General features: G+C 73.6%; 23 protein-coding genes. 5 read left to right on the forward strand and 18 right to left on the reverse strand.

Annotated features, from left to right (window positions below; genetic code table 11):
* Positions 1-33: 33 nt before the first annotated feature.
* The 4 genes from BLS43_RS01830 to nadA are packed head-to-tail and all read right to left on the reverse strand — an operon-like array spanning position 34 to position 4,009.
* Positions 34-510 carry an FBP domain-containing protein gene (locus tag BLS43_RS01830; RefSeq protein ID WP_245707239.1) on the reverse strand — a complete coding sequence of 159 codons (477 nt, stop codon included), beginning with the start codon at positions 508-510 and terminating at the stop codon, positions 34-36.
* 33 nt (positions 511-543) lie between these two features.
* Entirely contained in the window at positions 544-1,422 is an 879-nt protein-coding gene (gene nadC, locus BLS43_RS01835; RefSeq protein ID WP_093075566.1) for a carboxylating nicotinate-nucleotide diphosphorylase, read from the reverse strand.
* Positions 1,419-2,999, reverse strand: coding sequence for an L-aspartate oxidase (locus BLS43_RS01840; RefSeq protein ID WP_093075569.1), 1,581 nt, complete (start codon positions 2,997-2,999; stop codon positions 1,419-1,421). The genes nadC and BLS43_RS01840 overlap by 4 nt, the downstream gene beginning before the upstream one ends.
* Positions 2,996-4,009 carry a quinolinate synthase NadA gene (gene nadA / locus BLS43_RS01845; RefSeq protein WP_093075572.1) on the reverse strand — a complete coding sequence of 338 codons (1,014 nt, stop codon included), beginning with the start codon at positions 4,007-4,009 and terminating at the stop codon, positions 2,996-2,998. The genes BLS43_RS01840 and nadA overlap by 4 nt, the downstream gene beginning before the upstream one ends.
* 168 nt (positions 4,010-4,177) lie before the next feature.
* Between nadA and BLS43_RS01850 the strand changes: the two genes are divergently transcribed.
* Positions 4,178-4,873, forward strand: coding sequence for an NUDIX hydrolase (locus tag BLS43_RS01850; RefSeq protein ID WP_093075575.1), 696 nt, complete (start codon positions 4,178-4,180; stop codon positions 4,871-4,873).
* A 25-nt stretch (positions 4,874-4,898) separates the two neighbouring features.
* Positions 4,899-5,588: an LON peptidase substrate-binding domain-containing protein gene (locus BLS43_RS01855; protein ID WP_281245801.1), complete on the forward strand. Its 690-nt coding sequence runs from the start codon at positions 4,899-4,901 to the stop codon at positions 5,586-5,588.
* A gap of 16 nt (positions 5,589-5,604) precedes the next feature.
* On the opposite strand, the gene BLS43_RS01860 is transcribed toward BLS43_RS01855, so the two are convergent.
* From BLS43_RS01860 to BLS43_RS01870, 3 genes are all read right to left on the reverse strand, one after another.
* Positions 5,605-6,102 carry a type II toxin-antitoxin system PemK/MazF family toxin gene (locus BLS43_RS01860; protein WP_245707240.1) on the reverse strand — a complete coding sequence of 166 codons (498 nt, stop codon included), beginning with the start codon at positions 6,100-6,102 and terminating at the stop codon, positions 5,605-5,607.
* Positions 6,103-6,180: 78 nt separating this feature from the next.
* On the reverse strand, positions 6,181-6,573 hold the full coding sequence (trxA, locus tag BLS43_RS01865; protein ID WP_093075579.1) for a thioredoxin: 393 nt from the start codon (positions 6,571-6,573) through the stop codon (positions 6,181-6,183).
* A gap of 36 nt (positions 6,574-6,609) precedes the next feature.
* Complete coding sequence (locus BLS43_RS01870; RefSeq protein ID WP_245707241.1) at positions 6,610-8,775, reverse strand: SulP family inorganic anion transporter; 2,166 nt, start codon at positions 8,773-8,775, stop codon at positions 6,610-6,612.
* Positions 8,776-9,164: 389 nt separating this feature from the next.
* Here BLS43_RS01870 and BLS43_RS01875 point away from each other — a divergent pair, with 389 nt between their 5' ends.
* Both BLS43_RS01875 and BLS43_RS01885 read left to right on the forward strand, forming a co-directional pair.
* Positions 9,165-10,055, forward strand: a complete 891-nt coding sequence (locus BLS43_RS01875; RefSeq protein WP_093075581.1) for a PaaX family transcriptional regulator — start codon at positions 9,165-9,167, stop codon at positions 10,053-10,055.
* Between the two features lie 331 nt (positions 10,056-10,386).
* Positions 10,387-10,632 carry a hypothetical protein gene (locus BLS43_RS01885; RefSeq protein ID WP_093075583.1) on the forward strand — a complete coding sequence of 82 codons (246 nt, stop codon included), beginning with the start codon at positions 10,387-10,389 and terminating at the stop codon, positions 10,630-10,632.
* A gap of 16 nt (positions 10,633-10,648) precedes the next feature.
* Here BLS43_RS01885 and dnaE read toward each other — a convergent pair whose 3' ends face one another.
* The 9 genes from dnaE to BLS43_RS01930 form a co-directional block, all read right to left on the reverse strand.
* Complete coding sequence (gene dnaE, locus BLS43_RS01890) at positions 10,649-14,200, reverse strand: DNA polymerase III subunit alpha (protein ID WP_093075585.1); 3,552 nt, start codon at positions 14,198-14,200, stop codon at positions 10,649-10,651.
* Between the two features lie 335 nt (positions 14,201-14,535).
* Complete coding sequence (locus BLS43_RS01895) at positions 14,536-15,681, reverse strand: glycosyltransferase (protein WP_093075588.1); 1,146 nt, start codon at positions 15,679-15,681, stop codon at positions 14,536-14,538.
* A complete protein-coding gene (locus tag BLS43_RS01900) occupies positions 15,678-16,538 on the reverse strand; it encodes a hypothetical protein (RefSeq protein WP_093075591.1) in 861 nt (286 codons plus the stop codon). The genes BLS43_RS01895 and BLS43_RS01900 overlap by 4 nt, the downstream gene beginning before the upstream one ends.
* The gene (locus tag BLS43_RS01905) at positions 16,535-17,224 is read right to left on the reverse strand and encodes a DUF998 domain-containing protein (protein WP_093075594.1); all 690 of its coding nucleotides are present in this window, start codon (positions 17,222-17,224) and stop codon (positions 16,535-16,537) included. Before BLS43_RS01905 ends, BLS43_RS01900 begins: the two co-directional genes overlap by 4 nt.
* A 127-nt stretch (positions 17,225-17,351) precedes the next feature.
* Positions 17,352-18,077: a hypothetical protein gene (locus BLS43_RS01910; RefSeq protein WP_093075597.1), complete on the reverse strand. Its 726-nt coding sequence runs from the start codon at positions 18,075-18,077 to the stop codon at positions 17,352-17,354.
* Between the two features lie 7 nt (positions 18,078-18,084).
* Positions 18,085-18,969: an RluA family pseudouridine synthase gene (locus tag BLS43_RS01915; protein ID WP_093076120.1), complete on the reverse strand. Its 885-nt coding sequence runs from the start codon at positions 18,967-18,969 to the stop codon at positions 18,085-18,087.
* A 37-nt stretch (positions 18,970-19,006) separates the two neighbouring features.
* A complete protein-coding gene (gene lspA / locus BLS43_RS01920) occupies positions 19,007-19,540 on the reverse strand; it encodes a signal peptidase II (protein WP_245707242.1) in 534 nt (177 codons plus the stop codon).
* 7 nt (positions 19,541-19,547) lie between these two features.
* Positions 19,548-21,047, reverse strand: a complete 1,500-nt coding sequence (locus tag BLS43_RS01925) for a potassium/proton antiporter (RefSeq protein WP_093075603.1) — start codon at positions 21,045-21,047, stop codon at positions 19,548-19,550.
* 37 nt (positions 21,048-21,084) lie between these two features.
* Complete coding sequence (locus BLS43_RS01930) at positions 21,085-22,200, reverse strand: acyltransferase family protein (RefSeq protein ID WP_245707243.1); 1,116 nt, start codon at positions 22,198-22,200, stop codon at positions 21,085-21,087.
* 27 nt (positions 22,201-22,227) lie between these two features.
* Here BLS43_RS01930 and BLS43_RS01935 point away from each other — a divergent pair, with 27 nt between their 5' ends.
* The gene (locus BLS43_RS01935; RefSeq protein WP_245707244.1) at positions 22,228-22,932 is read left to right on the forward strand and encodes a CPBP family intramembrane glutamic endopeptidase; all 705 of its coding nucleotides are present in this window, start codon (positions 22,228-22,230) and stop codon (positions 22,930-22,932) included.
* 64 nt (positions 22,933-22,996) lie between these two features.
* On the opposite strand, the gene BLS43_RS01940 is transcribed toward BLS43_RS01935, so the two are convergent.
* Positions 22,997-23,755: a class I SAM-dependent methyltransferase gene (locus tag BLS43_RS01940; RefSeq protein WP_093075606.1), complete on the reverse strand. Its 759-nt coding sequence runs from the start codon at positions 23,753-23,755 to the stop codon at positions 22,997-22,999.
* Positions 23,756-23,835: 80 nt separating this feature from the next.
* Positions 23,836-26,955, reverse strand: a complete 3,120-nt coding sequence (ileS, locus tag BLS43_RS01945; RefSeq protein WP_093075609.1) for an isoleucine--tRNA ligase — start codon at positions 26,953-26,955, stop codon at positions 23,836-23,838.
* Between the last annotated feature and the right edge of the window lie 16 nt (positions 26,956-26,971).

Genomic DNA, 26,971 nt, shown 5'->3' on the forward strand with positions numbered 1-26,971 from the left:
TGCTCCGCAGGGGGCCGAGGCTCACCTCGGCGCTCACCTCGGTGCCGTCACCTGGGCGGCGAACGCGGCCGCCCGCTCCCGCAGACCCGCGCGCCGCTCCTCCACCGACAGGCCCGGCGCCGGGCGCAGCGCCGCCGTGGCCTTCTGGACCGTGATGTGCCGCGCGCAGCCCAGGTCGCTGCAGACGTAGGTGCCGACGCTGTCCCCGCCGCGCCCGCGCGGCGCGCTGAACAGCGAGGTACCGCCGGGACCGTGGGTGGTGCGGCACAAGGCGCACATCGCCGTGGCCCCCACCGGGTTGGCCGCCGCCCGCAGGGCGATCCCGACCGGCTCCACGTCCCCGGGGACGAGGAGCACGGCCTTGTCCGGGGCCTTGGCGTCCCGCCACCCGACGACGTCCGCGAGCGTGTCGAGGTCCAGGGCCCTTATCTCCGCGGGCAGGACCATCCGGGTCGCCTCGCCCTTGGTGCAGTTGGCCATCGCCGCCCGGATCCGCGTGTCGGTGCTCACGGGTGTCCACCGTACGACGACGGCGCCACCGGTTTAGAGATCGAGCCCGAGGTCCAGGGCCGTGACCGAATGGGTCAGGGCCCCCACCGAGAGGAAGTCCACGCCCGTCTCCGCGTACTCCCGCGCGTTCGCCAGGACGAGCCCACCGCTGGACTCGAGCAGCGTGGCCGCGGATCCCCTGCGCCGCACCGCCTCCGCGGTCTGCGCCGGGGTGAGGTTATCCAGCAGGACGAGCTCGGCGCCCAGCGCGAGCACCTCGTCGAGCTGCTCCAGCGAGTCCACCTCGACCTCGCAGGGCAGCTCCGGCGCGTGCCGGCGCGCAGCCTCCAGGGCGGCGCCGACCGAGCCCGCGGCCGCGACGTGGTTGTCCTTGATCAGGACGGCGTCCCCGAGGCCGAGCCGGTGGTTCACCCCGCCCCCGCAGCGCACCGCGTACTTCTCGAGCAGCCGCAGGCCGGGCAGGGTCTTGCGGGTGTCGCGGATGCGCGCGGGCGTACCCGCCACCGCGTCCACCCACTGCGCGGTCGCGGTCGCGACGCCGGACAGGTGACACAGCAGGTTCAGCGCCGTGCGCTCGGCGGTGAGCAGCGCCCGCACCGGCGCCTCGACGACGAGCGCCGGCTCCCCCGGGACCAGCCGCGACCCGTCGGACAGCTCACTGACCAGCGTGTACTCCGGCACCACGAGATCCAGGACGGCCCGGGCCACCGGGATCCCCGCGAGCACCCCTGCCGCGCGCGGGGTGAAGGACCCCACGGCGACGGCGTCCGCGGGCACGGTCGCCGCCGTCGTCGCGTCGGGGCCGTAGCGCAGGTCCTCGTCGAGCGCGGTCCGCACCACGCGGGCCAGGTCCTCGGGGTCCGGCACGCCGATCTCGGTCGCGCCGCCCACCCCGGCGGCGAGCGCGGTCATGCCGCCACCGCCTCGGCCGCCACGACGGGGCGACCCGCCGCGTCCAACCTGATCTCCAGGGAGGCCCGCTGGTAGACGTCGTCCCGCGCGGGGAAGTCGGTGCGCACGTGGCAGCCCCGGCTCTCCCGGCGCGTGCCGGCCGCCGCGAGGACCGCCTGCGCGAGCAGGGTCAGCGCCGCGTCCTCCACGCCCGTCCGGTCGAGCGGGGTGGCGAGCAGCGTGGCCCGCTCCACGACGTCCGACGCCGTGGCCAGGCCCCCCGCGTCCCGCCCGATGGCGGCGAACGCGCTCATCGCGCGCTGCACCACCCCCCGGTCCGCGACCCCCACCGCGGGCGCGGCCCCGACGAGCGCGCCACCCCGCGGCAGGTCCCGGTCCGCCAGCACCGCACGGACCACCCGCTCGCCGACGACCAGGCCCTCCAGCAGCGAGTTCGACGCCAGCCGGTTCGCCCCGTGCAGCCCGGTCCGGGCCACCTCGCCCGCCGCGTACAGCCCGCGGACCGCGGTCCGGCCGTCGACACCGGCGACCACGCCGCCGCAGGCGTAGTGGGCCGCGGGGGTGACCGGGATCGGCTCCCGCAGCGGGTCGACGCCCGCCTCGAGGCAGGACGCGTACACCGTCGGGAAGCGGCTCGCGAAGCCGCTCAGCTCGGTGGCGTCGAGGTACATGCAGTCCGCACCGGTCTCGGCCATCCGCCGGGTGATGGCGGCGGCCACGACGTCCCGCGGGGCCAGGTCGGCCAGCGGGTGCTGCCCCACCATGAACCGGGTGCCGGTCCGGTCGCGCAGGACCGCACCCTCCCCGCGGACCGCCTCGGTGACCAGCGGGCGACGACCGACGGCCGGGCCCGTGTAGAGCACGGTCGGGTGGAACTGCACGAACTCCAGGTCGGCGACGGCCGCACCGGCCCGCAGCGCCAGCGCCACCCCGTCCCCGGTGCTGGTCGCGGGGTTGGTCGTGCTGGCGTAGAGCTGTCCGTACCCACCGGTGGCGAGCAGGACGGCGGGCGCGCGGAGCAGGCCGGGCCTGCCCGCGTCGTCGAGCACGTGCAGGCCGGCGACCGCGCCCGAGGTGTCCTTGGCGGCGTCGACGGCGACGTGCCCGGTGAGGATGGTCGGGCCGCCCCGGTCGCGGCGGGCCGCCGCGACGAGCGCCCGCTCGATCTCGGCGCCGGTCGCGTCCCCGCCCGCGTGGACCACGCGGAAGGCCGAGTGTCCGCCCTCCCGGGTGCGGTCCAGCTGTGCACCGCGGGCGTCGAACCGGGCGCCGCGCGCCCGCAGGCGTTGCACCGCAGCGGGTCCGGCGCTGACGATCTCCCGGACGGCGGCCTCGTCGTTCAGCCCGCCGCCCGCGGCCAGGGTGTCGGCGACGTGCGCCTCCACGGTGTCGCCCGCGATGTCGCCGAGCACCACCGCGACGCCGCCCTGGGCCCAGCGGGTGCTGCCCTCGGACACCGCGTCCTTGGTCACGACGACCACGCGCAGCCCGGCCTCGGCGGCGTCGAGCGCGGCGGTGAGCCCCGCGACACCGCTGCCGACCACGACGAGGTCGGCCGACGCCTCCCAGGTGCTCACTCCCCACCCCCGGGCTGCCCGATCGCGATCATCCGCTCGACGGCGGCCCGGCCGCGCGCGGCCAGCTCCGGGTCCACGTGCACCTCGTCGGTGCCGTGGCGGACGCTACGCAGCAACGCCTCCGGCGTGATCATCTTCATGTAGCCGCAGCTCGCCCGGTCGTTGACCGCCTGGAAGTCGATCTCCGGCGCGGCCCGGCGGAGCTGGTGCAGCATGCCGACCTCGGTCGCCACCAGGACCTGCTTCGCCTTCGTGGCACGCGCGGCGTCGATCATGCCGCCGGTCGAGAGGATCTTGACCTTGTCCGCCGCGACGGCGCCCGAGCCCGCGAGGTAGAGCGCGGATGTCGCGCAGCCGCACTCGGGGTGCACGAACAGGTCCGCGTCGGGGTGGGTCTCGGCCTGCCGGGTCAGCTCGGCGCCGTTGATCCCGGCGTGGACGTGGCACTCTCCCGCCCACACGTGCATGTTCTCGCGGTCCAGCGTCCGGCGGACGTGCGCGCCGAGGAACTGGTCCGGCAGGAACAGCACCTCCCGGTCCTCCGGGATGGACGCCACGACCTCGACCGCGTTCGAGGAGGTGCAGCAGATGTCCGTCTCGGCCTTCACCGCGGCGGTGGTGTTGACGTAGCTGACCACGACGGCGTCGGGGTGCTCGGCCTTCCACTCCCGCAGCTGCTCGACGGTGATCGAGTCGGCCAGCGAGCACCCGGCGCGGGCGTCCGGGATCAGCACCGTCTTCTCGGGCGAGAGGATCTTGGCGGTCTCGGCCATGAAGTGGACGCCGCAGAACACGATGGTGTCCGCCTCGACGTCGGCGGCGATCCGGGACAGGGCGAGCGAGTCCCCCACGAAGTCGGCGACGTCCTGGATCGCCGGGAGCTGGTAGTTGTGCGCCAGCAGCACGGCACCGCGCTTCTTCGCCAGCGCGCGCACCTCGTCGGCCCATCCGGGGAACGGCACGTCCGCGCCGCTCCCTGCCCCCTGCTGCACGTCCGCCGTCACCGTCATGATGGCTCGTCCTCTGTCCGGGTGTTTTCGCCTGTTGGTCGAAAACAGGGCGATCGTAGCACCGGCACGGCCACCGCGACACCGTTCACGTGACCTGGAACTCACCTGTTCGTAACCTCGAGGCCGCGTCGCAGACCGCCGGGCACCCGCACCCCTACGATGCGGCCCATGCCCGCCGCCACAGGTCACGAGGTGCTCGCGGCCGTGCTGCAGGTCCGGGCGGACGAGCTGCAGGTGCTGCTCTGGCAGCGCGGCATGGACCCCGACCGCGGCCGCTGGGCGCTGCCCGGCGGGGCGTTGGGCGCCGACGAGGACGTCGAGGAGTCGGTCCGCCGCCAGCTGGCCGAGAAGGTCGACGTCCGCGGTGTCACCCACGTCGAGCAGCTCGGCGTGTTCAGTGCGCCGCACCGGGTCCCGGGCGTGCGGCTGGTCGCGACCGCGTTCCTCGGCCTCGTCCCGTCCGACGTCGATCCCGCCGTGCCGCCGGACACCGCCTGGCATCCCGTCGACCGGCTCCCCGCGACCGCGTTCGACCACGCGGAGATCGTCGAGGACGCTCGGGAACGCCTGCGCGCCAAGCTCTCCTACACCAACCTGGGGTTCGCGCTCGCGCCCCGCGAGTTCACCGTCTCGGCGCTGCGCGACCTCTACGTGGCCGCGCTCGGGCACCCGGTGTCGGCCACCAACCTGCAGCGCGTGCTGACCCGCCGCGGCGTCCTGGCCGCCACCGGCGAGACGGCCGCGCCCGGTCCGGCGGGCGGCCGTCCGGCGGCGGTGTTCCGGTTCACCGAGCGCGCCCTGCGCGTCACGGACGCGTCGGCGGTGCTGCGGCCCCCGGGCGTGCGGGATTCGGCAGGCGAGTAGCGGCGGCGGGCCGTACGGTGACCGCGTGACCGCGCCGAGCAGAGAGACTCTCCCGCTCTTCCCGCTCGGGACGGTGCTGATGCCCGGCGCGCCGCTGCCCCTGCACATCTTCGAACCGCGCTACCGGCAGCTCACGGTCGACCTCGTGACGGGTGCGGTGCCGAACAAGGAGTTCGGCGTCGTCGCTGTCCGGGAGGGGTTCGACACCGACCGCCACGGCATCGACGCCCTGGCCACCGTCGGGTGCTCGGCCCGGCTGCTCGACGTCCGCAGGCTCCCCGACGGCCGCTACGACGTGGTTACCGAGGGACGCCGCCGCTTCCGCCTGCTCGACCTCGACGACGGCAGCCACGCCTACCTCTGCGGCACGGTCGAATGGCTGCCGGACACGGCCGAGGCGTCGGAGTCCGACGACCTCACCCGCATGCTGATGGGCTCGGCGCGGCGGGCGCACAAGGCCTACTGCACGGACGCGTGGAAGTCCGAGGACTGGGTGGAGCCGCGGGCGGTCGGCCCGGCCGAGCTGCCCCACGTCCTCGCCGCCGACTGCCTGCTCCCGCTCACCGACCGCCAGGCGATGCTGGAGGAGCTGGACCCGCTGGAGCGCCTGCGCCTGGTGCGCCGTCTGCTCGCCCGCGAGCGCGGCCTGCTCCGGGACCTGCGCGCGATCCCGGCCCCGACCGCCACCTTCGCCATCGACTCCAGCCCCAACTGACCGACCCGCGGGTCGGTCAGTGCCAGCCGAAGCGGGTGCGCAGCTCGTGGGCGACCCGGTCGAAGCGGCGCTGGTCGAGGACGGCGCCCTCGCGGCGGATGTCGTGCTCGCCGACCTCCAGGACCCGGTCCAGCCGGATGAAGGACTCGCGCCCCTCCCGGTCCCACTCCCCCGACCCGATGGCCACCCAGTCCGGGTCGCCGTCCCGCTTGTGCTGGGAGGACAGCATGAGCCCCAACAGGTCGCCGCCGCCGCGCCCCACCACCAGCAGGGGGCGGTCCTTGCCCTGGGACGGGTCCTCCTCGAACGGCACCCACGTCCAGACGATCTCGCCGGGGTCCGCGGCACCGTCGAGCTCGGGGGCGTAGACGATCTCCCGCGAGCGGTCCGCGGTGGGCGCGCTGCGCACCCCGCCGTGGTTCGCGGGCGCGGGCCGCGCGGGCTGGTCGTCGGACTGCGCGAGCAGCTTCATCCCGACGTCGACGGCCTGTGACAGCAGCTTTCCCCAGTCCATGCGGGCCAGCATCGCAGAAGGCCCGGCCACCCCACCGGGCGACCGGGCCCTCACGAGCGCAGTGTCACGAGCGCAGCGTCAGGCCTGCTCGGCCTGCTCCTGCTGCTTCGCCACCTCGGCGCGCACCTGGTCCATGTCCACGTCCCGCACCTGGCCGATCAGGTCCTCGAGCGCGGCGGCGGGCAGCGCGCCCGGCTGGGCGTAGAGGACCACGCCCTCCCGCACGGCCATCAGGGTCGGGATCGAGGAGATCCCGAACGCCTGCGCCAGCTGCTGCTGCGCCTCGGTGTCGACCTTGCCGAACGTGATGTCCTCGTGCTTCTCCGCCGCGGCGTCGAACACGGGGGCGAACTGGCGACACGGGCCGCACCACGACGCCCAGAAGTCCACCAGGACGGTCCCGCCGCTCCCGACCACCTCGTTGAAGTTCTCCGTCGTCAGTTCCACCGTTGCGCTGTTCGAGTCGGCCATGTGGGAGTCAACCCGGCCCGGGTCCGAGATGTTCCGTCACCGCAGCGCGGCCGGGAGCTGCGCGAACGCGCGCTCGTGGGAGTGGAACACCTGGCTCCGGGCGTCGTACACGAGCACGCCCGCCGACTTGATGTCGTAGAACAGACCCATCAGCTCGGCCCGCACGCCCATGTCCCGCAGGCGGTCCAGCTGCAGCGCGACGTTCACCATGGCCAGGCTGTCCGCCTGCCCGAAGCCGTCCCGCTGGGCCGCGCGGCCCGCCGGGTGGCCCTCCACCCACGCCTGCGCGACGGGTTCGCCGTTGCGCAGCCAGTCGTCCAGCGCGCCCCGGGGTCGGTCCCCGCCGAGCACCGCGTTCATCGCGCCGCAGCCGGAGTGCCCGCAGACCGCGATCAGCGGCACCCGCAGCACCTCCTCGGCGTACTGCACCGCGGCGAGCGTGGACGTGCCGGACACGAAGTTGCCGACGTTCTGCACCGTGAACAGGTCCCCCGGCCCGCTCTGGGTGATCATGCTGGGCAGCACCCGGGAGTCCGCGCAGGTCAACAGCAGTCCGGACGGGTTCTGGCCCGCGGCGAGGCCCTCCATCGTGGGGCGGACCCGCTCGGCGGTGTTCTGCTGGTAGGCCAGCAGACCCGCCCGCATCCGCGCGCCGCCTGCGAGGTTCTCGGCGCGCCACTGCGACCACGTGGCGAACCGGCCGTGCGGTGCGTCCTGGCGCGCCTTGGCCTGCTCCGGCTCGACGACCTCGACGAAGCCGCCCGTCGCGCGGTGGCGCCGGGACCAGCCCTGGATGTGGTCGAACGCCGTGTGGTCCAGGTAGTCGACGACGAGATCGACCCGCACCGGCTCCCCCTCCGGCACCGCCTGCAGCACCCGGGACAGCGCGGGCACGGACAGGAAGCTCAGCGTGCCCTCGACGACGACCCGCCGAGGCGTGGTGCGGTCCGGCTCCTCGACCCGCACCCGGGCCCGTGCGGCCCGCCAGATCATCAGGACCGCGGCGAGGACTAGCCCGAGCGCGACCCCCTCGAGCAGGTTGAGGAAGACCACACCGAGGGTGGTGACGACGTAGAGCGCCAGCTCGCCGTGGCTGCGGGCGGTGCGGATGTCCGCGGGCTTGACCAGCGCCAACCCGACGACGACCAGCAGCCCGGACAGCCCGGCCAGCGGGATCATCTCGATGGCGGAGATCAGCACGATGCCGAACAGGGCGATCCAGCAGCCGTGCAGGATCGTGGAGAGCCGGGTCTTGGCCCCCGCCCGGACGTTCGCCGAGCTGCGGACGATCACGCCGGTGATCGGCAGGCCGCCGAGCAGGCCGGACACGGCGTTGCCCGCGCCCTGGCCCATCAGCTCGCGGTCGGCGTCCGTGCGGAGGCCGTCGCCGTCGCGCTCCTGGGCCATCCGGTCGGTCGCGACGGCCGAGAGCAGGCTCTCGACGCTCGCGACCAGCGCCACGGTGAGCATCCCGCCGAGGACGCCCACCCAGAGGCCGGACTCGGGCAGGACCGGCAGCGCGATCGACTCGATCAGGTTGCCGGGCAGGTCGACCCGCGTGACGTCGGGCCACAGCAGCGCCAGGGCGGTGGCGGCGCCGACCGCGACGAGCGCGCCCGGGACCGCCTTCTGCGGTCCGGGGATCCGCGGCCAGGCCAGCATGATCGCGATGGCCACCAGGCCGACGACGAACGCGTGCCCGTGCAGGTTCGCGACCTGCTGCGGGAACTGCAGGATGTTGTCGAGGGCGGCGGTCTGCGACTCGCCGCCCAACACGATGTGCATCTGGGCCAGTGCGATCGTGATGCCGATGCCCGCGAGCATGCCGTGGGTGATGGCGGGCGGGATGGCCTGGGTGAACCGGCTCAGCCGGGTCAGCCCGAACAGGACCTGCAACAGGCCCGCGCCGACCGTGATGAGGCAGGTGACCTGCCAGCCGAACTGGTCCACCAGCCCGGCGACGATCACGGTCAGGCCGGCGGCGGGGCCGCTGACCTGCAGGGGCGAGCCGCCGAGGACGCCGGCGACCACGCCGCCGACGACGGCGGCGATCAGTCCGGCCATGATCGGGGCGTTCGAGGCGAGGGCGATGCCGAGGGAGAGCGGCACCGCGACCAGGAACACCACCAGCGAGGCGCCGAGGTCGGCGCGCAGGTGGCGTGGGTCGAGTCGGCGGGGTGGGCTCGAGGTCGTATCCGGCACGGGTGTCCTCCGGTCAGGTCCTGGCTGGGGGGCGACGCACGTGCGGCTATGCGGCCGTGCGGAGTAGCTGACCCCAGCAAACCGGACGAGCACGCGCCCGGTTCCCGCGCGCTCGTCCCGATACGTCCGGTTCCGCTGAATCGATCACTCTGGGTGCATCCGCGACATCGGACGCGTCCGTCGTCACGCGGACGAACCCCTGCGTTCGGGTGAACCGGGCGCGACGGGTGCCCGGCGTGTCGACCCACCCCGGGCGATCGTTGCCTCAATCGAGTGGATCATGGTGGTCGGGACCACACGGCCCACGATCGGGTGATCCGCGTGTGAACGCCCTGTTACAGCAGCCGAGGACGGGCGCGTGCGGCCGTGGTGACTATCCTGGCCCGACCATGACGGCGGAACTCTCGGGAGTCGGTGGCCTCGACCCGGACGGGGCGGGCGGCGTGCACCCTGCGCTCTCCCGCAGGCGCGGGCTCGGGCAGACCAGCGCCCGGTCGCTGCTGCTCACCCTGCTCGGCGAGTTCGTCCTCCCGCGCGCCGAGCCCGTCTGGACCCAGGTGCTCATCGACGTCCTCGCCGGGCTGGGCGTGGAGCCAAAGTCCGCGCGCCAGGCGTTGGCCCGCACCGCCGCCGAGGGCCTCGTGACCTCGGACCGGGCGGGGCGCCGGGTCCGCTGGCGGCTCACCGACGCCGGGAGCAGGCTGCTCTCCGACGGCGCCGCGCGCATCTACGGCTTCGGCGGGCCCGCCCGGGAGTGGGACGGCCGGTGGCTGGTGCTGCTGGTGTCGGTGCCCGAGACCCGACGCAGGCTGCGGCACCGGCTGCGCACGCGGCTGGCCTGGGCCGGGCTCGGCTCCCCCGCCCCCGGCGTCTGGCTCAGCCCGGACCCGGGCAAGGAGGCCCAGGTCGCGGACGTCGTCGCCGACCTCGACCTCGATGCCGTGACCAGCTCCTTCATCGGCCCGTTCGGCACCATCGGGGAGCAGGCCGAGGTGGTGCGCCAGGCCTGGGACCTCGACGGGGTGGAGCACGAGTACGAGGAGTTCCTCGCGGAGTTCGCGGACGCCGACCCCCGCACCCCCGCGGACGTCCTGTCCCACCAGGTCCTGCTGGTGCACGCGTGGCGCCGCTTCCCGTTCCTCGATCCGGAGCTGCCGCGGGAGCTGCTCCCCGAGCACTGGGCGGGCACCCGCGCCGCCATCCGCTTCACCGAGCTGCACGCCCGCTGGGCCGGGGCGGCGGGCGCCCACTGGACGAGCCTGGTGACCCGCTCGGAGTGAGTGCCCCGCCGGCGCCGTCAGAACTCCCGCAGCGTCTCGCGCAGGGTCCCGCCGTCGTACTCCGGTCCGCGTCAGCCCCCGCCGCTGCAGGGCCGGGACGAGGCCCTCGGTGATCTCGTCGACGAAGCGCCGGGTGATGCTGCCGGTGATGAGGAAGCCGTCGCCGCCGACCTCGGCCATGACCTCGCCCATCTGCGCGGCGACCGAGTCCGGTGAGCCGGCATGCTGTTCGAGCTCGGCGGCGAGGATGTCTCGCCCGAAGCGGACCTCGCGCAGCTCGGCGCCCGCCGACCACGGTGACAACTCCCCTTGATCAAGAAGGTCACGGGGTGTGGCCGGCTCCGCCGCGGAGCAGCTCGCCCTGCTGGCGCGGATCCACGAGGACTACCCGCCGATGCCGGTCGTCTCCCACCGCGTCTTCGGCCGCGCCCCCGGCACCCCCACCCTGCTGCGCGAGCTCACCACGACGGACGTCGAGGGCAGGCCCTTCGAGCTGAGCTTCACCTACTTCCGCACGGGCCGGGCCGCACTGTCCGGCATCGGCACGTTCACCGAGTCCGGCTACGGGGTGCTCTGACCCGCAGGAGCCCCGGTCAGCCCAGGCAGCCGGGGCCCAGGAGGGCCTTCAGGTCCCCCATCAGGGCCGAGGTGTTGGTGACCTTCAGCGAGTCGTCCAGGCGCAGCAGGGTGGTCTTGGTGCCGTAGAGCAGCTTCAGGTGCACCTCGGACGAACCCGGGTGGTGGGTGAGCACCTCCTTGAGCTGCGCGACCCGCTCCGGGGTGACCATCTCGGTGCGCATGCTCACCCGGATCGGCAGGCCCGCCTCGCCCGCGGCCTGCAGCTCGGGCACCGCGAGGTCGTTCGCGATCAGGGACACCCGGTCGTCACGCTTGTTGACCCGGGCCTTGACCAGCACGATCGCGTCCTCCGCCACGTCCACGCCCACCACCTGGTAGGCCCGCGGGAAGAACAGCACCTCGATGCCGCCTGCGAGGTCCTCGATCTGGGCGCTGGCCCAGGGCTCGCCGTTCTTGTTCACCCGCCGGTTGACGTTGGTGAGGATCCCGCCGACCGTGACCTGCGCGCCCTCGCCGACGGTGCCTTCGAGGATGGCCGGGATCGGGGTGTCCGACTTGGCGGCCAGCGCCTGCTCCATGCCGTCGAGCGGGTGGCCGGAGACGTAGAGGCCCAGCATCTCCCGCTCCACGGCGAGCTTGTGCTTGGTGTCCCACTCGTCCTCGGGCACCTTGACGTCGAAGATGCCGCCGAGCCCGGAGTCCTCGTCGCTCGTGGCGTCCAGCGAGCCGAACAGGTCGAACTGGCCCATCGACGCGGCCTTCTTGCTGCTCATGATCGCGTCGATCGCGTCCGCGTGGACGAGCAGCAGACCCTTGCGCGAGTGGCCGAGCGAGTCGAAGGCGCCGGCCTTGATCAGCGACTCGATGACCTTCTTGTTGCAGACGACGGCGTCCACCTTGCGCAGGAAGTCCGAGAAGTCGGTGAAGTCCCCCTTCTCCTTGCGCGCGGCGACGATGGCGTCGACGACGTTGAACCCGACGTTGCGGATCGCGCCCAGGCCGAACCGGATGTCGTCCCCGACGGGGGCGAAGTTGCGGACCGACTCGTTGACGTCCGGCGCCAGGACCTTGATCCCGAGCCTGCGGCACTCGCCGAGGTAGACGGCGGCCTTGTCCTTGTCGTCCCGAACGGAGGTGAGCACCGCGGCCATGTACTCGGCCGGGTAGTTCGCCTTGAGGTAGGCGGTCCAGTACGACACCACGCCGTACGCGGCGGAGTGGGCGCGGTTGAAGGCGTAGTCGGAGAAGGGGAGCAGGATGTCCCAGAGCGTCTTGACCGCGGCCTCGGAGTAGCCGTTGTCCTTCATGCCCTGGGCGAAGCCGGCGTACTCCTTGTCCAGGATCTCCTTCTTCTTCTTGCCCATCGCGCGGCGGAGCAGGTCCGCCTTGCCGAGCGAGTAGCCCGCCAGCTTCTGGGCGATCGCCATGACCTGTTCCTGGTAGACGATCAGGCCGTACGTCTCGCCCAGGATGTCCTTGAGGGGCTCCGCCAGCTCCGGGTGGATCGGCGTGACCTCTTGCCTGCCGTTCTTGCGGTCCGCGTAGTCGTTGTGCGCGTTCGCGCCCATGGGACCGGGCCGGTACAGCGCGCCGACGGCCGAGATGTCGTCGAACTCCGTGGGGGCCATGCGGCGCAGCAGGTCCCGCATCGGCCCGCCGTCCAGCTGGAACACCCCGAGCGTGTCGCCGCGGGCGAGCAGGTCGTAGGTGTTCTGGTCGTCCAGCTCCACCTCCTCGATGACGAGCTTGGGCTTGCCGTTGAGCTCGATGTTCTCGAGCGCGTCGTCGATGATGGTGAGGTTGCGCAGGCCCAGGAAGTCCATCTTCAGCAGCCCGAGCGTCTCGCAGACGCCCATGTCGAACTGCGTGATGATCGCGCCGTCCGACTCGCGGCGCTGGATCGGGATGACGTCGATCAGCGGCTTGCTCGACATGATCACGCCGGCGGCGTGCACGCCCCACTGCCGCTTCAGCCCCTCCAGGCCGCGGCCGGTGTCGATGATCTCGCGGACCTGCGCGTCCGACTCGTAGAGGGCCCGGACCTCGGTGGCCTCGGCGTACCGCTTGTGCGACGGGTCGAAGATCCCGGACAGCGGGATGTCCTTGCCCATGACGGCCGGGGGCATGGCCTTGGTGATCCGGTCCGCCACCGAGTAGCCGGGCTGGCCGAACAGCACGCGCGCCGAGTCCTTGATCGCGGCCTTGGCCTTGATCGTGGAGTAGGTGATGATCTGCGCGATCCGGTCCTCGCCGTACTTCTCCGTGGTGTAGCGGATCATCTCGCCACGCCGACGCTCGTCGAAGTCCATGTCGATGTCCGGCATGGAGATGCGCTCGGGGTTGAGGAACCGCTCGAAGATCAGCTTGTGCCGGATGGGGTCCAGGTCGGTGATCTCCAGCGCGTAGGCGATGAGCGAGCCCGCCGCCGAGCCGCGGCCGGGGCCGCACCGGATGCCGACGGACTTGGCGTGCTGGATGAGGTCCGCGGTGACCAGGAAGTAGCCGGGGAAGCCCATCTGGATGATCACGCCGAGCTCGTACTCCGCCTGGCGGCGGTACTTCTCGGTGACGCCGCCCGGGAAGCGCTTGCGCAGCCCCCGCTCGACCTCCTTGATCAGCCAGGACTCCTCGGTCTCCCCCTCGGGGACCGGCGCGCGCGGCATGAGCTCCTGGTGGGCGAAGCTCACGTCCACCCGCTCGGCGACCAGCAGCGTGTTGTCGCAGGCCTCGGGGTGGATCGGGTCCCACTGGGCGCGCATCTCGGCGGCGGACTTGAGGTAGAAGTCCTGCGCGTCGAACTTGAAGCGGTTCGGGTCCGCGAGGGTCTTCCCGGTCTGCACGCACAGCAGCACCTCGTGCGGCTTCGTGTCGTCCGGGTAGGTGTAGTGCAGGTCGTTCGTGGCGAGGCCGGGCAGGTCCAGCTTCTTCTTCAGCGCGAAGAGGTCCTCCTGGACCCGCTTCTCGATGTCGATGCCGTGGTCCATCAGCTCGCAGAAGAAGTTGTCCTTGCCGAAGATGTCCCGGTAGTCGCTCGCGGCCTGGCAGGCGGCGTCGAAGTCGTCCTGCTGGAGCAGGCGCGCCACCTCACCCGACGGGCAGCCGGTGGTCGCGATGATCCCCTTGCCGTACTTCTCCAGCAGCTCGCGGTCCATACGCGGCTTGTAGTAGTAGCCCTCGAGGCTGGCGAGGCTGGAGAGGCGGAAGAGGTTGTGCATCCCCTCGTTGTTCTCCGCCAGCAGCGTCATGTGCGTGTACATCAGGTCGGGGTTGTCGCTCGCCGCCCCGTTCGCGCCGATGGAGACGCGCTTGCGCTCGTGCCTGCTGCCGGGCGCGAGGTAGGCCTCCATGCCGATGATCGGCTTGACGCCCGCCGCGTTGGCCTTCTTCCAGAACTCGTAGGCCCCGTAGACGTTCCCGTGGTCCGTCATCGCCAGCGCGGGCATCCCCATCCGCGCGGCTTCGGAGAACAGGTCGTCGAGGCGCGCCGCACCGTCGAGCATCGAGAACTCGGTGTGCGTGTGGAGGTGGACGAAGGAATCCTTGGAGTTCCCGCTGGTCGGGGCCATGAGGCTGGTGGACTCCCTTCACGCGCCGAGGCGCGGTGGCGGCGGTGGTACGACCCCGGCGCACGGTCCCGGCGACCGCTCCGCACGAGCCGGGACGGTGCCGACGTCTCCGAGCCCATCGGGGGCCAGGGGTGCGGTCAGACTAGCCCCGGCCACCGACGGTTCCGCGCGCGGTCGGACGGCGTTCGGCGAACCCCCAGCTCACCGGCGCGCCCGCGTGTCGCGGGGTCCGGGTGTCGCGCGATCCCGGGCGTGTCGCGCCTGCGGCGCTCGTGCGCGGTAAGTGGTGCTCTGGCACCACTTACCGCGCACGGGCGCCGCAGGCGCGGAATCGGTCAGGCGGCGACGGGACCCGCGGACGGAACGTGGGCGACCCGGACGTAGAGGTCCTCGAAGGCGTCCAGGGTGGCGTCGAGGGTGTGGCCCGCCACGATCTCGCGGCTCGCGGTGCCCATTCGGCGGCGGGTCCCGGCGTCGGCGAGGAGCGCGGCGAGGCGGACGGCGAGGGCCTCGACGTCCCCGGGGGCGAAGAGCCAGCCGTTGCGGCCGGGCCGGACGAGGTGCGGCAGCGCCATCGCGTCGGCCGCGACGACCGGCTTGCCGGCCGCCATCGCTTCGAGCGTCACCAGGCTCTGCAGCTCCGCGATCCCCGGCATGCAGAAGACCGCGCAGCGCCGGTAGGCCGCGACGAGGTCCTCCTCGCTGACGAAGCCGTGCCAGACGACCCGGTCGGCGATGCCGAGCTCGGCGGCGAGCCGGTGCCAGGCCCCCCGTTCGGTGCCGTCCCCGACCACCTCGAGCCGGGCCCCGGGCACCCGCGCGACGGCCCGCAGCAGCTCGTCGACCCGCTTCTCCTGGTCCAGCCGCCCGACGAACAGCACCGTGTCCGGGCGCTCGTCCCCGCCCGCGTACCGGGCCGCGTCGATCCCGCACGAGACGGCGCTCGCCGCCAGCCCGGTCGCACCCGTCAGCAGCGCGACGGCGCGCGGGGTCGGGGCGGTGACCGCGTCGGCCCGGCCGAAGACGGCCCGGACGTCCCGCCAGGCCCACCGGGCCGCCGCGGACCGCAGGAACCGCGGGACCCGGGCGTGCGCGAACAGGTTCTCGGGCATGAAGTGGTTGGTCGCGACCAGCGGGGTCGCCGAGGCGGCCGCGGCCGCCGCCAGCCCGCGCCCCACGACGAAGTGCGCCTGCACGTGCACGACGTCCGGTCGGACCCGGCGCAGGATCTCCGCCGTCGCGGGGCCCGCCTCCCAGGGCAGGCAGACCCGGAAGCTCTCGTGCCACGGGTAGCGGTGCGAGCGGACGCGGTGCACCGCCACGTCACCGAACCGTCCGACGCCCGCGGCGCCGGTCGGCGAGGGCGCGGCGACGTGCACCTCGTGACCGCGCCCGGCGAGTCCGGCGGCGAGCCGCTCGGCGAAGCGGGCGGCGCCGTTGACGTAGGGCGCGAACGTGTCCGCGCCGAGCAGGATCCTCACGTCAGAACCTCTTCTCTCGGGGCCGGACGCGTGGTCGCGTCCGGGTGGAACCGGGCGAGCAGGGCGACACCCGCGGCCGCGGCCGCGCCCGCGGCCACCAGCAGGCCGACGCCGGCGGCGCCCAGTCCGGCGGCCTCGCCGAGGACCAGGGCACCGAACCCGACGGCGACCACCGGGTCGACGACGGTCAGCACCGCCACCACGACCGCGGGTTGCCCCGCGGCCATCGCCTGTTGGACCAGCCAGCCGCCGACCGCGAGCGCGACGGCGATCCCCGCCGCCGCGCCCAGCGCCGATGCCGGGGTCGCCGCACCGGCGGCGACCTGCACGGACACGTCGCGGAGCACCGCGGAGACGACCCCGAACGCGATCGCCCCGCCCGCGGCGCAGGCCAGGCAGCGCAGCCGCCCGGTCGCGCGCGCGGCGACCGCGGCGAGCACCAGGGCCGCGACCGCCGCGCCCGCCGCGGCGAGGACCATCGATCCGGAGGGATCGCCGGGGGCCGCCGCCGCCGTCGTCCGGACGACGAGGGCGACGCCGGCGGCGCACAGCCCGATCCCGCCCGCGACCCGCCACCCCGGCCACCGGCCGCGCAGCGCGATCCCCACGGCGATCGGGACGGCGAGCACCCCGACCGGCTGCACCACGCTGACCGGCGCGAGCACCAGGGCCAGGGCGTGCAGCCCGGCGCCCCCGGCGGCCAGCCCGGTGCCCGCCAGCCAGCGGGGGCGGCTCAGCAGGGCGCGCAGGCCTGCGAGATCGAGCCGGGGCGCGGTCATCGCCCCGTGCTGCAGGACCGCCGCACCGGCGAAGCAGGCGGCGCCCACGACGGCGAGGACCAGCGCGAGCACGGTCATGTCCGCAGCCCGCGGGCGGTCACGACGAGGAGGGCGATCACCACGCCGTACAGAACCCGCTCCACCCCACCCAACAGGGGGAATGCGGGTGAACCCAGGACGACGATCGGGAGATGAGCGAGGAGGAACCCGGCCGCGAGCACTCCGCCGAGCACGGCGAGCACCCGGACCGCGCGGCGCGCGGACTCCCGGACGGCGGGCCCGCGGGCGAGCAGCAGGGCCGCGACCGGCAGCACGGCGAACACCCACGCGCCCGCGTAGCGGTGCACGGCGGCGACGACGTCCGGCGGCGTGTCCGGCAGGTTGGTCGGGAAGATCCCGGCGAGCGCCATCGCGACGGCCCAGCTGCCGAGCAGCGCGACGGCGGACCGCCCCGCACCGCCGCGGTGGGCGGCGACGGCGAGGACCGCGCCCGCGACCGCCATGGCCCCCGCCGCGACCCCCAGCACGAGCTGCCCGCCGGGCAGCGCGACGTAGTCGGAGACGGTGTGGCGCACCGGGTCCACCGCACCGGAGAGCGCGGCGACGTGCAGGACCACCACGCCCCACACCGCGATGCCCGCCGCCGCGGTGACCAGGGCGCCGGTCGACGGCGCCGCCCGCATGCCCGCACCGGGTGCCACCGCCGCACCCGGTCCGCCCTGCTCGGGGTCCGCCTCGGCGACCCCGTCCCCCCGTGTGTCCATGACCTCACGCTGGCAGCGCGCGCAGCCCGCCGGAATCCGGCGATCCCCCCACGCGGGGCGGGGGTGACCCCGAGCCCCCTCAGGGACGCCCCTGACCCGCCCCCGCAGCGGGGGCGGCGGAGCAGGGTCAGACGGGGCCGTCGTCCGGGAGGGGGTCGGCGCTCTCGGTCTGCTCCGGGAGCAGCGGGGCGAGGGCCAGCTCGGGGGCGGTCACGCCCGTCGGCGCCGCCTCGACCGCCCGCACGCCGGGGGTGGCGGCGAGCCGGTCCAGCGCGGCCCGCTCCCCCTCCACGACCAGCGCGATCACGCACGCGCAGGGCTGTGCGTACCCCTGCGCCTCCGCCCGCGCGACGGCGGCGGGGCGGCCGGTGAGCCGGGCGGCGTCCGCCTCGGCGGCGTACCCGGCACGCTGTCGGGCGGTGTCGAGCGCGGCGGCGAGCGGGGCCCCCGACGGGATCGGCTCGAACCGCAGGGCGGTCTGCACGCGAGGGATCGGCAGCCGCAGCACCGCCTGCTGGACCGGGAGCGGGCCCGCGAGCGTCGCCGCGTCCGTGGTGGTCAGCGCCGCGTCCAGCTGGACGAGCGCGAGCGCGGGGGTACCTGGGGCGGGTAGGGTCTGCGCCGCGCGGGCCAGGTAGTCCGCCACCCGCTCCCCCGACTCCGGTCCGAGCCGCACCTGCCCGGTCGCGACCGGCGGCGCCGCGGTCGGCGCGGACAGTGCGGACAGTGCACGCACCCCCGCGACCACCAGCAGCATCAGCACGAGGACGACCGCGCCCCACCCGAGCACCCGCCGCCCGCGCGGCCCGAACAGACCGTCGGGCTCCCGGTCCTCCCGGTCCGGCCTGGTCACCGGACCCTCAGTCGCGCAGCTTCTCGAGCGCGGACTCCAGGTCGGCCGGGTACTCGCTGGTGAACTCCACCCGGCGTCCGTCGGCGGGGTGGTCGAAGCCGAGGGTGCGGGCGTGCAGCCACTGCCGGGTCAGGCCGAGCCGCTTCGCGAGCGTGGGGTCCGCGCCGTAGGTCACGTCCCCGACGCAGGGGTGGCGCAGCGCGGAGAAGTGCACCCGGATCTGGTGGGTGCGGCCGGTCTCCAGGTGCACGTCGAGCAGGGAGGCCGCGCGGAAGGCCTCCAGGGTGTCGTAGTGCGTGACCGAGGGCTTGCCGCCCTGGACCACCGCGAACCGGTAGTCGTGCTTCGGGTGCCGGTCGATGGGGGCGTCGATGGTGCCGCTCGACGGGTCCGGGTGGCCCTGCACGATCGCGTGGTACCGCTTCTCGACGGTCCGCTCCTTGAACGCCCGCTTGAGCACGGTGTAGGCGTGCTCGGACTTGGCGACGACCATCACCCCGGTCGTCCCGACGTCCAGCCGGTGCACGATCCCCTGCCGCTCGGCCGCGCCGGAGGTCGACACCCGCACCCCGAGCGCGGCGAGCCCCCCGATGACCGTGGGGCCCGTCCACCCGGGCGAGGGGTGCGCGGCGACGCCGACCGGCTTGTCCACCACCACGATGTCGTCGTCCTCGTGCAGGATCGTCATCCCGCCGACCAGCTCGGGGGCGGCGGTGATCTCCACCGGCCCCTCGGGGTCCGGCAGGGCGACTTCCAGCCACGTCCCGGCGACCAGCCGGTCGGACTTGCCCGCGGCCCGGCCGTCGACCTCGATGCGGCCGTCCTCGGCGAGCGTCGCGACGACCGTGCGGGACAGCCCGAGCAGCCGGGAGATCCCGGCGTCGACGCGCATGCCGTCCAGCCCGTCCGGGACGGGGAGCTGCCGCAGGTCACTCACCGGTCTTCGCCTCCTTCACCGCGCGCGTGCCGTCGAGCTCGCGGCCGAGCAGCGCGAGCAGGACCAGCAGGATCCCACCGCAGACCACGGCCGAGTCGGCCAGGTTGAACACGGGGAAGAACGAGCCGTCCGTCTCCACGATGGACACCATGTCCACGACGTGGCCCTGCAGCACCCCGGGCGCGCGGAAGATCCGGTCCGCGAGGTTGCCGACGGCGCCGCCGAGGATGAGGCCCAGCGCGATGGCCCAGCCGACCGAGCGCAGCTTGCGCGAGATCCGGATGATCACGATCACCACGGCGAGCGCGATCAGCGAGATGATCCACGTGTAGCCCGTCGCCATGGAGAAGGCGGCGCCGGGGTTGCGGACCAGGACCAGGTTCACCAGGCCGCCGAACAGCCGCACCGGTGGCCGGTCCTCCAGCTGGGCGACGGCGATCGTCTTGGTCAGCAGGTCGAGCCCCAGGATCACCGGCGCGAGCACCGCGGTGATCCAGACGGTGCGGGCGGGCTGGGAGGCGGTCACCCCACGATTATGCGGGGGCACCGGGGGTCTCCCGCCCGGGGTCCGCCTCGCGCCACCGGACGAGCGCGCCGCCGCGGTCCACGGCCCGCAGCCGTTCCTCGGTCCGGTCCCGGACCTCGGCGGTCGCGACGACCAGCAGCTGGTCGTTCTCCCGGATCCGGGTCTGGCCGTGCGGGGTGAAGGCCTTCTCGTCCCGCACGACGAGGCTGACCGTGGCGCCCGCGGGCAGCCGCAGCTCCCGCAGGTACACCCCGCGCAGCCGCGAGCCCTCCGGGACCCGCACCTGGAGCAGGTCGGCGCCGAGCTCGTCGAGCGGGGCGGCGTCCACCTCGACCTCGCGGGCCTCGACCGACCGCACCACCCGGAGCCTGCGGGCGACCCAGGGCAGCGTGGTGCCCTGCAGGAGGGTGAGGATCACGACGAGCACGAACACCACGTCCACCAGGTGCTGGGCCCCCGGCGCGCCCTCGACCAGCGCGATCAGCGCCAGCACGATCGGCACCGCCCCGCGCAGCCCGGCCCACGACAGGAATGCCTGTTCGCGCCACGGGACGCGGAACGGCAGCGCGGCGGCCATCACCGACAGCGGCCGGGCCAGTACCAACAGCACGCCGGCGGAGATCAGGGCGGGGACGACGGCGTCGAGCAGCCGGGCGGGGCTGGCGTAGAGGCCGAGCAGCACGAACAGCCCGATCTGGGCGAGCCACCCGGTGCCCTCGGCGAACGACAGCACACCGCCGCGGTGGGGCAGCTTCGCGTTGCCCAGTACCAGCGCGCAGACGTACGTGGCGAGCAGGCCGGAGGCGTGCGCGAGCTGCCCGCCCGCGAACGCGAGCACCGCGACCCCCATGGCGGCGAGCGGGTACAGGCCGGTCGACGGCAGCGCGGCCCGGCGCAGCGCCCACGCGCCCGCCACGCCGAGGGCGAACCCGATCGCCGCGCCCGCGAGCAGCTCGTAGAGCACGAGGATCGGGGTCACCCAGGTCAGCGGGTCGGTCGAGGCGAGCAGGAGGACGGCGAGCACGACCGGGGCGTCGTTCATGCCGGACTCGAGCTCCAGCGCCCCGGCGAGCCGCGGCGACACCCCCACCCCGCGCAGCACGGAGAACACCGCCGCGGCGTCCGTGGACGACAGGATCGCGCCCCACAGGAACGCGATCCGCCAGTCCAGGCCGAGCAGGAAGTGCAGCGCCGTGCCCGCCACCAGGATGCTGACGACCACCGCGATCGTCGACAGCCCGATGCCGATGCCGAGCGAGGGCCGGACCGCCTGCCAGCGGGTGGTGATCCCGCCCTCGATCAGGATGAGGACGAGCGCGGCGAGACCGAGGTTCTCGGTCAGGGCCGCGTCGGAGAAGTGGACGCCGAGCACGGCCTCGCCGAGCAGGATCCCGATGCCGAGGTAGAGCAGCAGCGAGGGCAGGCCGAGCCGCACGGACACGCGCACGGCGAGCACGCCGACCAGCAGCACAGCGGCGACGATGCCGAGCAGGACCTCCAGACTCATCGCCTCACCACCCTGTGGGCAGGGTATCGGCGAACGATCAGGCGGCCGACGGCACGGTCTGTCTGCGGTGTCCGAAGCGCCCGAACAGCCAGATGACCGGGAGCGTGCACAGCAGCGACAGGCCGATGAACAGGGGCCGTTCGAGCCACCAGACCAGGTCGGGGACCTCGCGCTCGGCCAGCTCGCCGTTCACCCCGTAGAGCAGGGCGCGGCCGATGGCCATCCCGGTGGTGTGGAAGAGGAACACCGGCATGGCGAAGCGGTTGACGATCTCGACCACCCGGCGCAACCGCGGCCGCTCCAGACGCTCCCGCAGCCACGGCCGGGCCAGCTCCGCGACGCCGACCTGGAAGGCCAGCAGCGCCACGATGCACAGCGTGGGCGGCGCCATGTTGGATGTCGGCTCCCCCGGCACGCCGACCATCGACCCCGGGTAGAGGCCCGAGAACACCAGCCCGACCAGGCCGAACAGCCCCGCCCAGGTCAGCGCGGCGGCGGCCTGGCGAGGCGCGTCGACCAAGGCCTGGTGGAAGAAGCCGCTCATGAACGCCAGGCCCCAGACCAGCACCAGGTTCACGTAGCCGATCTCGTCGAAGCCGTAGCGGAACCGCAGGATGTCCACGACCACGACGAGCCCGATGACCACCACCAGCGCCACCGCGCCGAACCGGGTGATCAGCCGCAGCCACACCGGGATCAGCGCGATGAGCAGCAGGTACACCCCGATGAACCACAGCGGCGAGACCACCAGCAGCACGGTGCGCCAGAGCCATCGCACGTCGAACACCAGGGAGACCACGAGCCCGAGCGCGAGCCACGCCGTCAGCAGGACCAGGGCGGGGACCGAGAGCTTGCGCAGGTTGCGCCACACGAAGTGGCCCAGGTGCTCGCCGCGGGCGCGGGCCCGCTGCCACGCCAGCAGGTGGACGTACCCGCCGACGTAGAAGAACAGCGGCAGCACCTGGAACAGCCAGGTCAGCACCCACAGCCCGGAGGTGAACCCGATCGGGTTGGTCGCCGTCGGGCCGTCGGGACCCCACACCAGGATGGTGAAGGCCCAGTGCCACAGCACGACCACGACGATCGAGAACGCGCGCAGGAAGTCCACGAACGCGTCCCGGGGCGCGCTGGTGGTGGGTCTCTCGTCGTCCACGTCTCCCCCTTCGCGCAGGATGGTGACATGACGACCGCGACGCCGACGATCATGCGGCGGCGTGTCCCCACCTTGGCCCTGACCGTGGTGCTGCTGGTCGCGGTCAACGTGCTCACCGGCGTGGTCTGGCCGGAGTGGGCGGTGCCGGCCAAGGTGCTCACGGCCGCGCTGCTCCTGCTGCTGGCCCGCTGGTGCGGGCTGGGCTGGGCGGACCTCGGGCTCGGCGGGCGGGGGGTGGGCCGCGGGCTGCGGGTGGGGGCGGTCGCCGTGGCGATCGTGGTGGTGGTCTACGGGCTCGGGCTGCTGATCCCGGCCACCCGGACGGCGTTCGAGGACAGCCGGGCGGCGGGCGGGGTGGCGGCGCTGCTCTACGCGGCGCTGATCCGGATCCCGCTGGGCACCGTGCTGATCGAGGAGATCGCCTTCCGCGGGGTGCTGCCCGCGCTGGTCGGCGGCAGCTGGTGGCGGGGGACGCTGTGGTCCTCGGCGCTGTTCGGGCTCTGGCACATCGTGCCGTCACTGGGCCTGAGCAGCGCCAACGCGGCCGTCGGCGCCACTCTCGGCGGATGGGGGGACGTCGGCCGGGCCGCGTTGGCGGTGCTGGCCACCTTCGGCGCGGGGATCCTGCTCTGCTGGTGGCGGCGCTGGGGCGGGCACCTGGTGTCCCCCGTGCTGGCGCACCTGGCCACCAACTCGCTGGGTGTGGTGGCGGCGTGGTGGGTGGTCGGCTGACCGAGAGGAACGTCAGGGCGATTCGGGCGGGGTCGGAATCGCCCTGAGGTTCGTCTCCGGGGGGTCAGGGGCGCCAGGTGAGGGTGGCGGCCGTCCTGGTGCGCGGCGGGAGGGTGGCCAGCAGGTCGGCGACCTCGGCCTCCCGCTCGGGGGGCAGGCACAGGCGCCGGGTGACCCAGGCCGGGTCGTGCGGGGGTCGGCGCTCCCGCTCCCACCGCACGACGTCCGGGACCACGCCCGCCTCGCGCAGCACGGCCACGGCGTCGTCGACCGTGGCGGGCTCCGGGCGGCGCAGATCGTGCAGGCGCAGCCAGAGCGGGTCCAGCCAGGCCATCGGGTGCTCCGCGAGCATCTCGACGACCACGCCGCGTTCCGCCGCGTCCGTCAGCGCGGTGACGAACGGGACGAGGTCCACCACGTTGTGCAGGACGTGGTGGGACACCACGACGTCCGCGGTGCCGGCCTCGCCCGCGACGTCCGGCCAGCGGCCCACGACCGTGCGGGACGGGAGGCCCCGCACGTCCGCGGCCGCCTCGAACACGTCGAGCATGTCCTGCTGGCTGTCCACGCCGGTGGCCGCGGTCATGGGCCCGACCAGGGCGAACGCCGCGTCCCCGCCGCCGCACCCGACGTCGAGGACCGTGCCCGCGGGCTCGAGGAGGGCCAGGCCCGCGGTGCGGGACGGTGTGTCGGCGGGCACGTCCGGCGGGGCGAAGTCCGCGGGATCGTGCCCCCAGGGACTCCGTGGCGTGGACGCCAGGATCTCGGCCGGGATCCCCCGACCGGACTGCAGCTCACTCCACCGCGCAGCAGCACTCCCCACGGTGGATCAGCCTAGCGACCCGGGATCGTGCCCCCTCGTGCGCGGCGATCGTCGCCCTGGCGACCATCGCCGCGCACGGGTCACCTGGCGACGGTCACCGTGATATCGGTGCTCGTGCCGTCGGGGGAGGTCACCGAGCCTGCGGTGCCCGCGTTCTCGGCGTACACCACCGACGTCGCGAGGACCTCGGAGGCCACGAACCGCTCGTGGGTGCGGAGCGCGGCCAGCACCGGCTCCGTCGACCAGAGGGTCAGCGTGATCCGGTCCGAGACCTCCAGGCCCGCGTCCCGACGGGCCTGCTGCACCGCGCGCACGACGTCACGGGCGGTGCCCTCCGCCGCGAGCTCCGGGGTGACCTCGGTGTCCAGCACGACCAGGCCCGAGTTGCCGGGCAGGGCGGTGGTGGACTGCGGGTCCGCCGCCTGCAGGCGCTCGGAGAACTCGCCCGCGACCAGGGTGACCCCGCCCGCCGTCACGGTGCCGTCCGGGTTGACCCGCCAGTCCCCCGCCTTGACGGCCTTGATCGCGGTCTGGGTCTGCTTGCCCAGCCGCGGGCCGCAGGCGCGCGCGTTGACGGTCAGCTCGAACTCGCCGTAGGTCGAGACGTCCGTGGTCAGCACGACCTCCTTGACGTTCACCTCGTCCCGCAGCACGTCGACGAACGGGGCGAGGGTCTCGGCGTCCGCGGCGGCGACGGTCATCGACGCCAGCGGCAGCCGGACGCGCAGCCTGCGCGCCTTCCGCAGGGACAGGCCCGCGCTGGCCACCTGGCGCACCCGGTCCATCGCCGCGACGAGCGCGTCGTCGTGCGGGAGCTCGCCGCTCGCGGGCCAGTCGGTCAGGTGCACCGAGCGCCCGCCCGTCAGCCCGCCCCACAGCTGCTCCATGGTCAGGGGCAGCAGCGGCGCGGCGACCCGCGCGGTCACCTCGAGCACCGTGTGCAGGGTGTCGATCGCCTCCTGGTCGCCCGCCCAGAACCGGTCCCGGGACCGCCGGACGTACCAGTTGGTGAGCACCTCGGCGTGGTCGCGGAGCAGCTCGCAGGCGCCCGCGATGTCGTAGGCGTCCATCGCCGCGGTCGCCGCGTCCACCAGCGCCGCCGTCTTGGCCAGCACGTACCGGTCCAGGACGTTCGTGCTGCTCGTGGACACCGTCCCGGTCGTCCCCGCCGCGCCTGCGTAGAGCGAGAGGAAGTACCAGGTGTTCCACAGCGGCAGGATCGCCTGCCGGACGCCCTCCCGGATGCCCTGCTCGGTGACCACCAGGTTGCCGCCGCGCAGGATGGGGCTCTGCATGAGGAACCAGCGCATCGCGTCGGAGCCGTCCCGGTCGAAGACCTCGTTGACGTCCGGGTAGTTGCGCAGGGACTTCGACATCTTCTGCCCGTCGTCCCCGAGCACGATGCCGTGCGCCACGCAGTTCTCGAACGCGGGCCGGTCGAACAGCGCCGTGGCCAGCACGTGCAGCGTGTAGAACCAGCCGCGGGTCTGCCCGTTGTACTCGACGATGAAGTCGCCCGGGTAGTGGTGCTCGAACCAGTCCCGGTTCTCGAACGGGTAGTGGACCTGCGCGAACGGCATGGAACCGGACTCGAACCAGCAGTCCAGCACCTCCGGCACCCGGCGCATGGTCGAGCGCCCGGTCGGGTCGTCCGGGTTGGGGCGGGTCAGCTCGTCGATGAACGGGCGGTGCAGGTTGTCCGGGCGCACGCCGAAGTCCCGCTCCAGCTCGTCCAGCGAGCCGTAGACGTCCGTGCGCGGGTAGCTCGGGTCGTCGCTCTGCCACACGGGGATCGGGCTGCCCCAGAAGCGGTTGCGGGAGATGTTCCAGTCCCGGGCGCCCTCGAGCCACTTCCCGAACTGGCCGTCCCGGATGTAGGCCGGGCTCCAGTTGATCTCCTGGTTGAGCTCGACCATCCGGTCCCGGAACGCCGTGACCTGCACGAACCACGAGTCGACGGCACGCTGGATCAGCGGGTTGCCGCAGCGCCAGCAGTGCGGGTACGGGTGGTCGTAGGTCTCGTGGCGCAGCAGCTTCCCGGCGGCCTTGAGGTCGCGGATGATCTGCGGGTTGGCGTCGAACACGTGCAGGCCGGTGTACGGCGGCACCTCGGTGGTGAACTCGCCGCGGGCGTCCACGGGCACGACGACCTCGATGCCCGCCGCGTCCGTGACGACCTTGTCCTCCTCACCGAAGGCGGGCGCGATGTGCACGACGCCGGTGCCGTCCTCGGTGGTGACGTAGTCCGCGGCGAGGACCTGGTGGGCGTTCTCCCGGCCGACGAAGAAGTCGAACGGCGGCTCGTACCGGGTGCCGACCAGCTCGGCGCCGGTGTAGGTGCGCAGGACCTCCGGCTCCTCCCCCAGCTCGCGGGCGTACGCGCCCACGCGGGCGCTCGCCAGCAGGTACTTCTCGCCGTCGACGCGCAGCACCGAGTACTCGACCTCGGGATTGACGGCCGCGGCGAGGTTCGACGGCAGGGTCCACGGGGTGGTCGTCCAGATCAGGGCGAGGGTGTCGTCCAGCTCCGGGTCCGCCGAGCGCAGCCGCAGCCCGACGGTGACGGCGGGGTCCTGCCGATCCCGGTAGACGTCGTCCATCTTGGTCTCGGAGGCGGCGAGCGGGGTCTCGCAGCGCCAGCAGTACCAGAGCACGCGGAAGCCCTGGTACACCCAGCCCTTGTCCCACAACGACTTGAAGGCCCACATGACGCTCTCCATGTAGGACAGGTCGAGGGTCTTGTAGTCGTTGTCGAAGTCCACCCAGCGGGCCTGGCGGGTGACGTAGTCCCGCCACTCGCCGGTGTAGCGGAGCACGGACTGGCGGCACGCGTCGTTGAACGCGGCCACGCCCATGGCCTCGATCTCGGACTTGTGCGTGATGCCCAGCTGGCGCTCCGCCTCGTACTCGGCGGGCAGGCCGTGGGTGTCCCAGCCGAACCGGCGTTCGACGTGCTTGCCGCGCATGGTCTGGTAGCGCGGGACGACGTCCTTGACGTACCCGGTCAGCAGGTGCCCGTAGTGGGGCAGGCCGTTGGCGAAGGGCGGGCCGTCGTAGAAGACGAACTCGCCCGCGCCGTTCTCCCCGGCCGGACGGTTCTCGACCGAGGCACGGAAGGTGTCGTCCGCCTCCCAGAACTTGAGCGTCTCGCGCTCGAGCTGGGGGAACGACGGGTGTGCGGGGACCTGCGGGTAGCTCATGTCGTCTCCTCGTGCC

Origin of the sequence: Pseudonocardia oroxyli, from assembly GCF_900102195.1 — a bacterium.
Classification (GTDB): Bacteria; Actinomycetota; Actinomycetes; order Mycobacteriales; family Pseudonocardiaceae; genus Pseudonocardia; species Pseudonocardia oroxyli.

Excerpts from the sequence above, each read along its gene's own strand:
- nadC (WP_093075566.1), bottom strand. The coding sequence starts at position 1,422 with ATGACCGCGCTCGCCGCCGGGGTGGGCGGCGCGACCGAGATCGGCGTG.
- nadA (WP_093075572.1), bottom strand. The coding sequence starts at position 4,009 with ATGACGGTGACGGCGGACGTGCAGCAGGGGGCAGGGAGCGGCGCGGAC.
- BLS43_RS01850 (WP_093075575.1), top strand. The coding sequence starts at position 4,178 with ATGCCCGCCGCCACAGGTCACGAGGTGCTCGCGGCCGTGCTGCAGGTC.
- BLS43_RS01860 (WP_245707240.1), bottom strand. The coding sequence starts at position 6,102 with ATGGACTGGGGAAAGCTGCTGTCACAGGCCGTCGACGTCGGGATGAAG.
- trxA (WP_093075579.1), bottom strand. The coding sequence starts at position 6,573 with ATGGCCGACTCGAACAGCGCAACGGTGGAACTGACGACGGAGAACTTC.
- BLS43_RS01875 (WP_093075581.1), top strand. The coding sequence starts at position 9,165 with ATGACGGCGGAACTCTCGGGAGTCGGTGGCCTCGACCCGGACGGGGCG.
- dnaE (WP_093075585.1), bottom strand. The coding sequence starts at position 14,200 with ATGGCCCCGACCAGCGGGAACTCCAAGGATTCCTTCGTCCACCTCCAC.
- BLS43_RS01900 (WP_093075591.1), bottom strand. The coding sequence starts at position 16,538 with ATGACCGTGCTCGCGCTGGTCCTCGCCGTCGTGGGCGCCGCCTGCTTC.
- BLS43_RS01905 (WP_093075594.1), bottom strand. The coding sequence starts at position 17,224 with ATGGACACACGGGGGGACGGGGTCGCCGAGGCGGACCCCGAGCAGGGC.
- BLS43_RS01915 (WP_093076120.1), bottom strand. The coding sequence starts at position 18,969 with ATGCGCGTCGACGCCGGGATCTCCCGGCTGCTCGGGCTGTCCCGCACG.
- BLS43_RS01925 (WP_093075603.1), bottom strand. The coding sequence starts at position 21,047 with ATGAGTCTGGAGGTCCTGCTCGGCATCGTCGCCGCTGTGCTGCTGGTC.
- BLS43_RS01935 (WP_245707244.1), top strand. The coding sequence starts at position 22,228 with ATGACGACCGCGACGCCGACGATCATGCGGCGGCGTGTCCCCACCTTG.
- ileS (WP_093075609.1), bottom strand. The coding sequence starts at position 26,955 with ATGAGCTACCCGCAGGTCCCCGCACACCCGTCGTTCCCCCAGCTCGAG.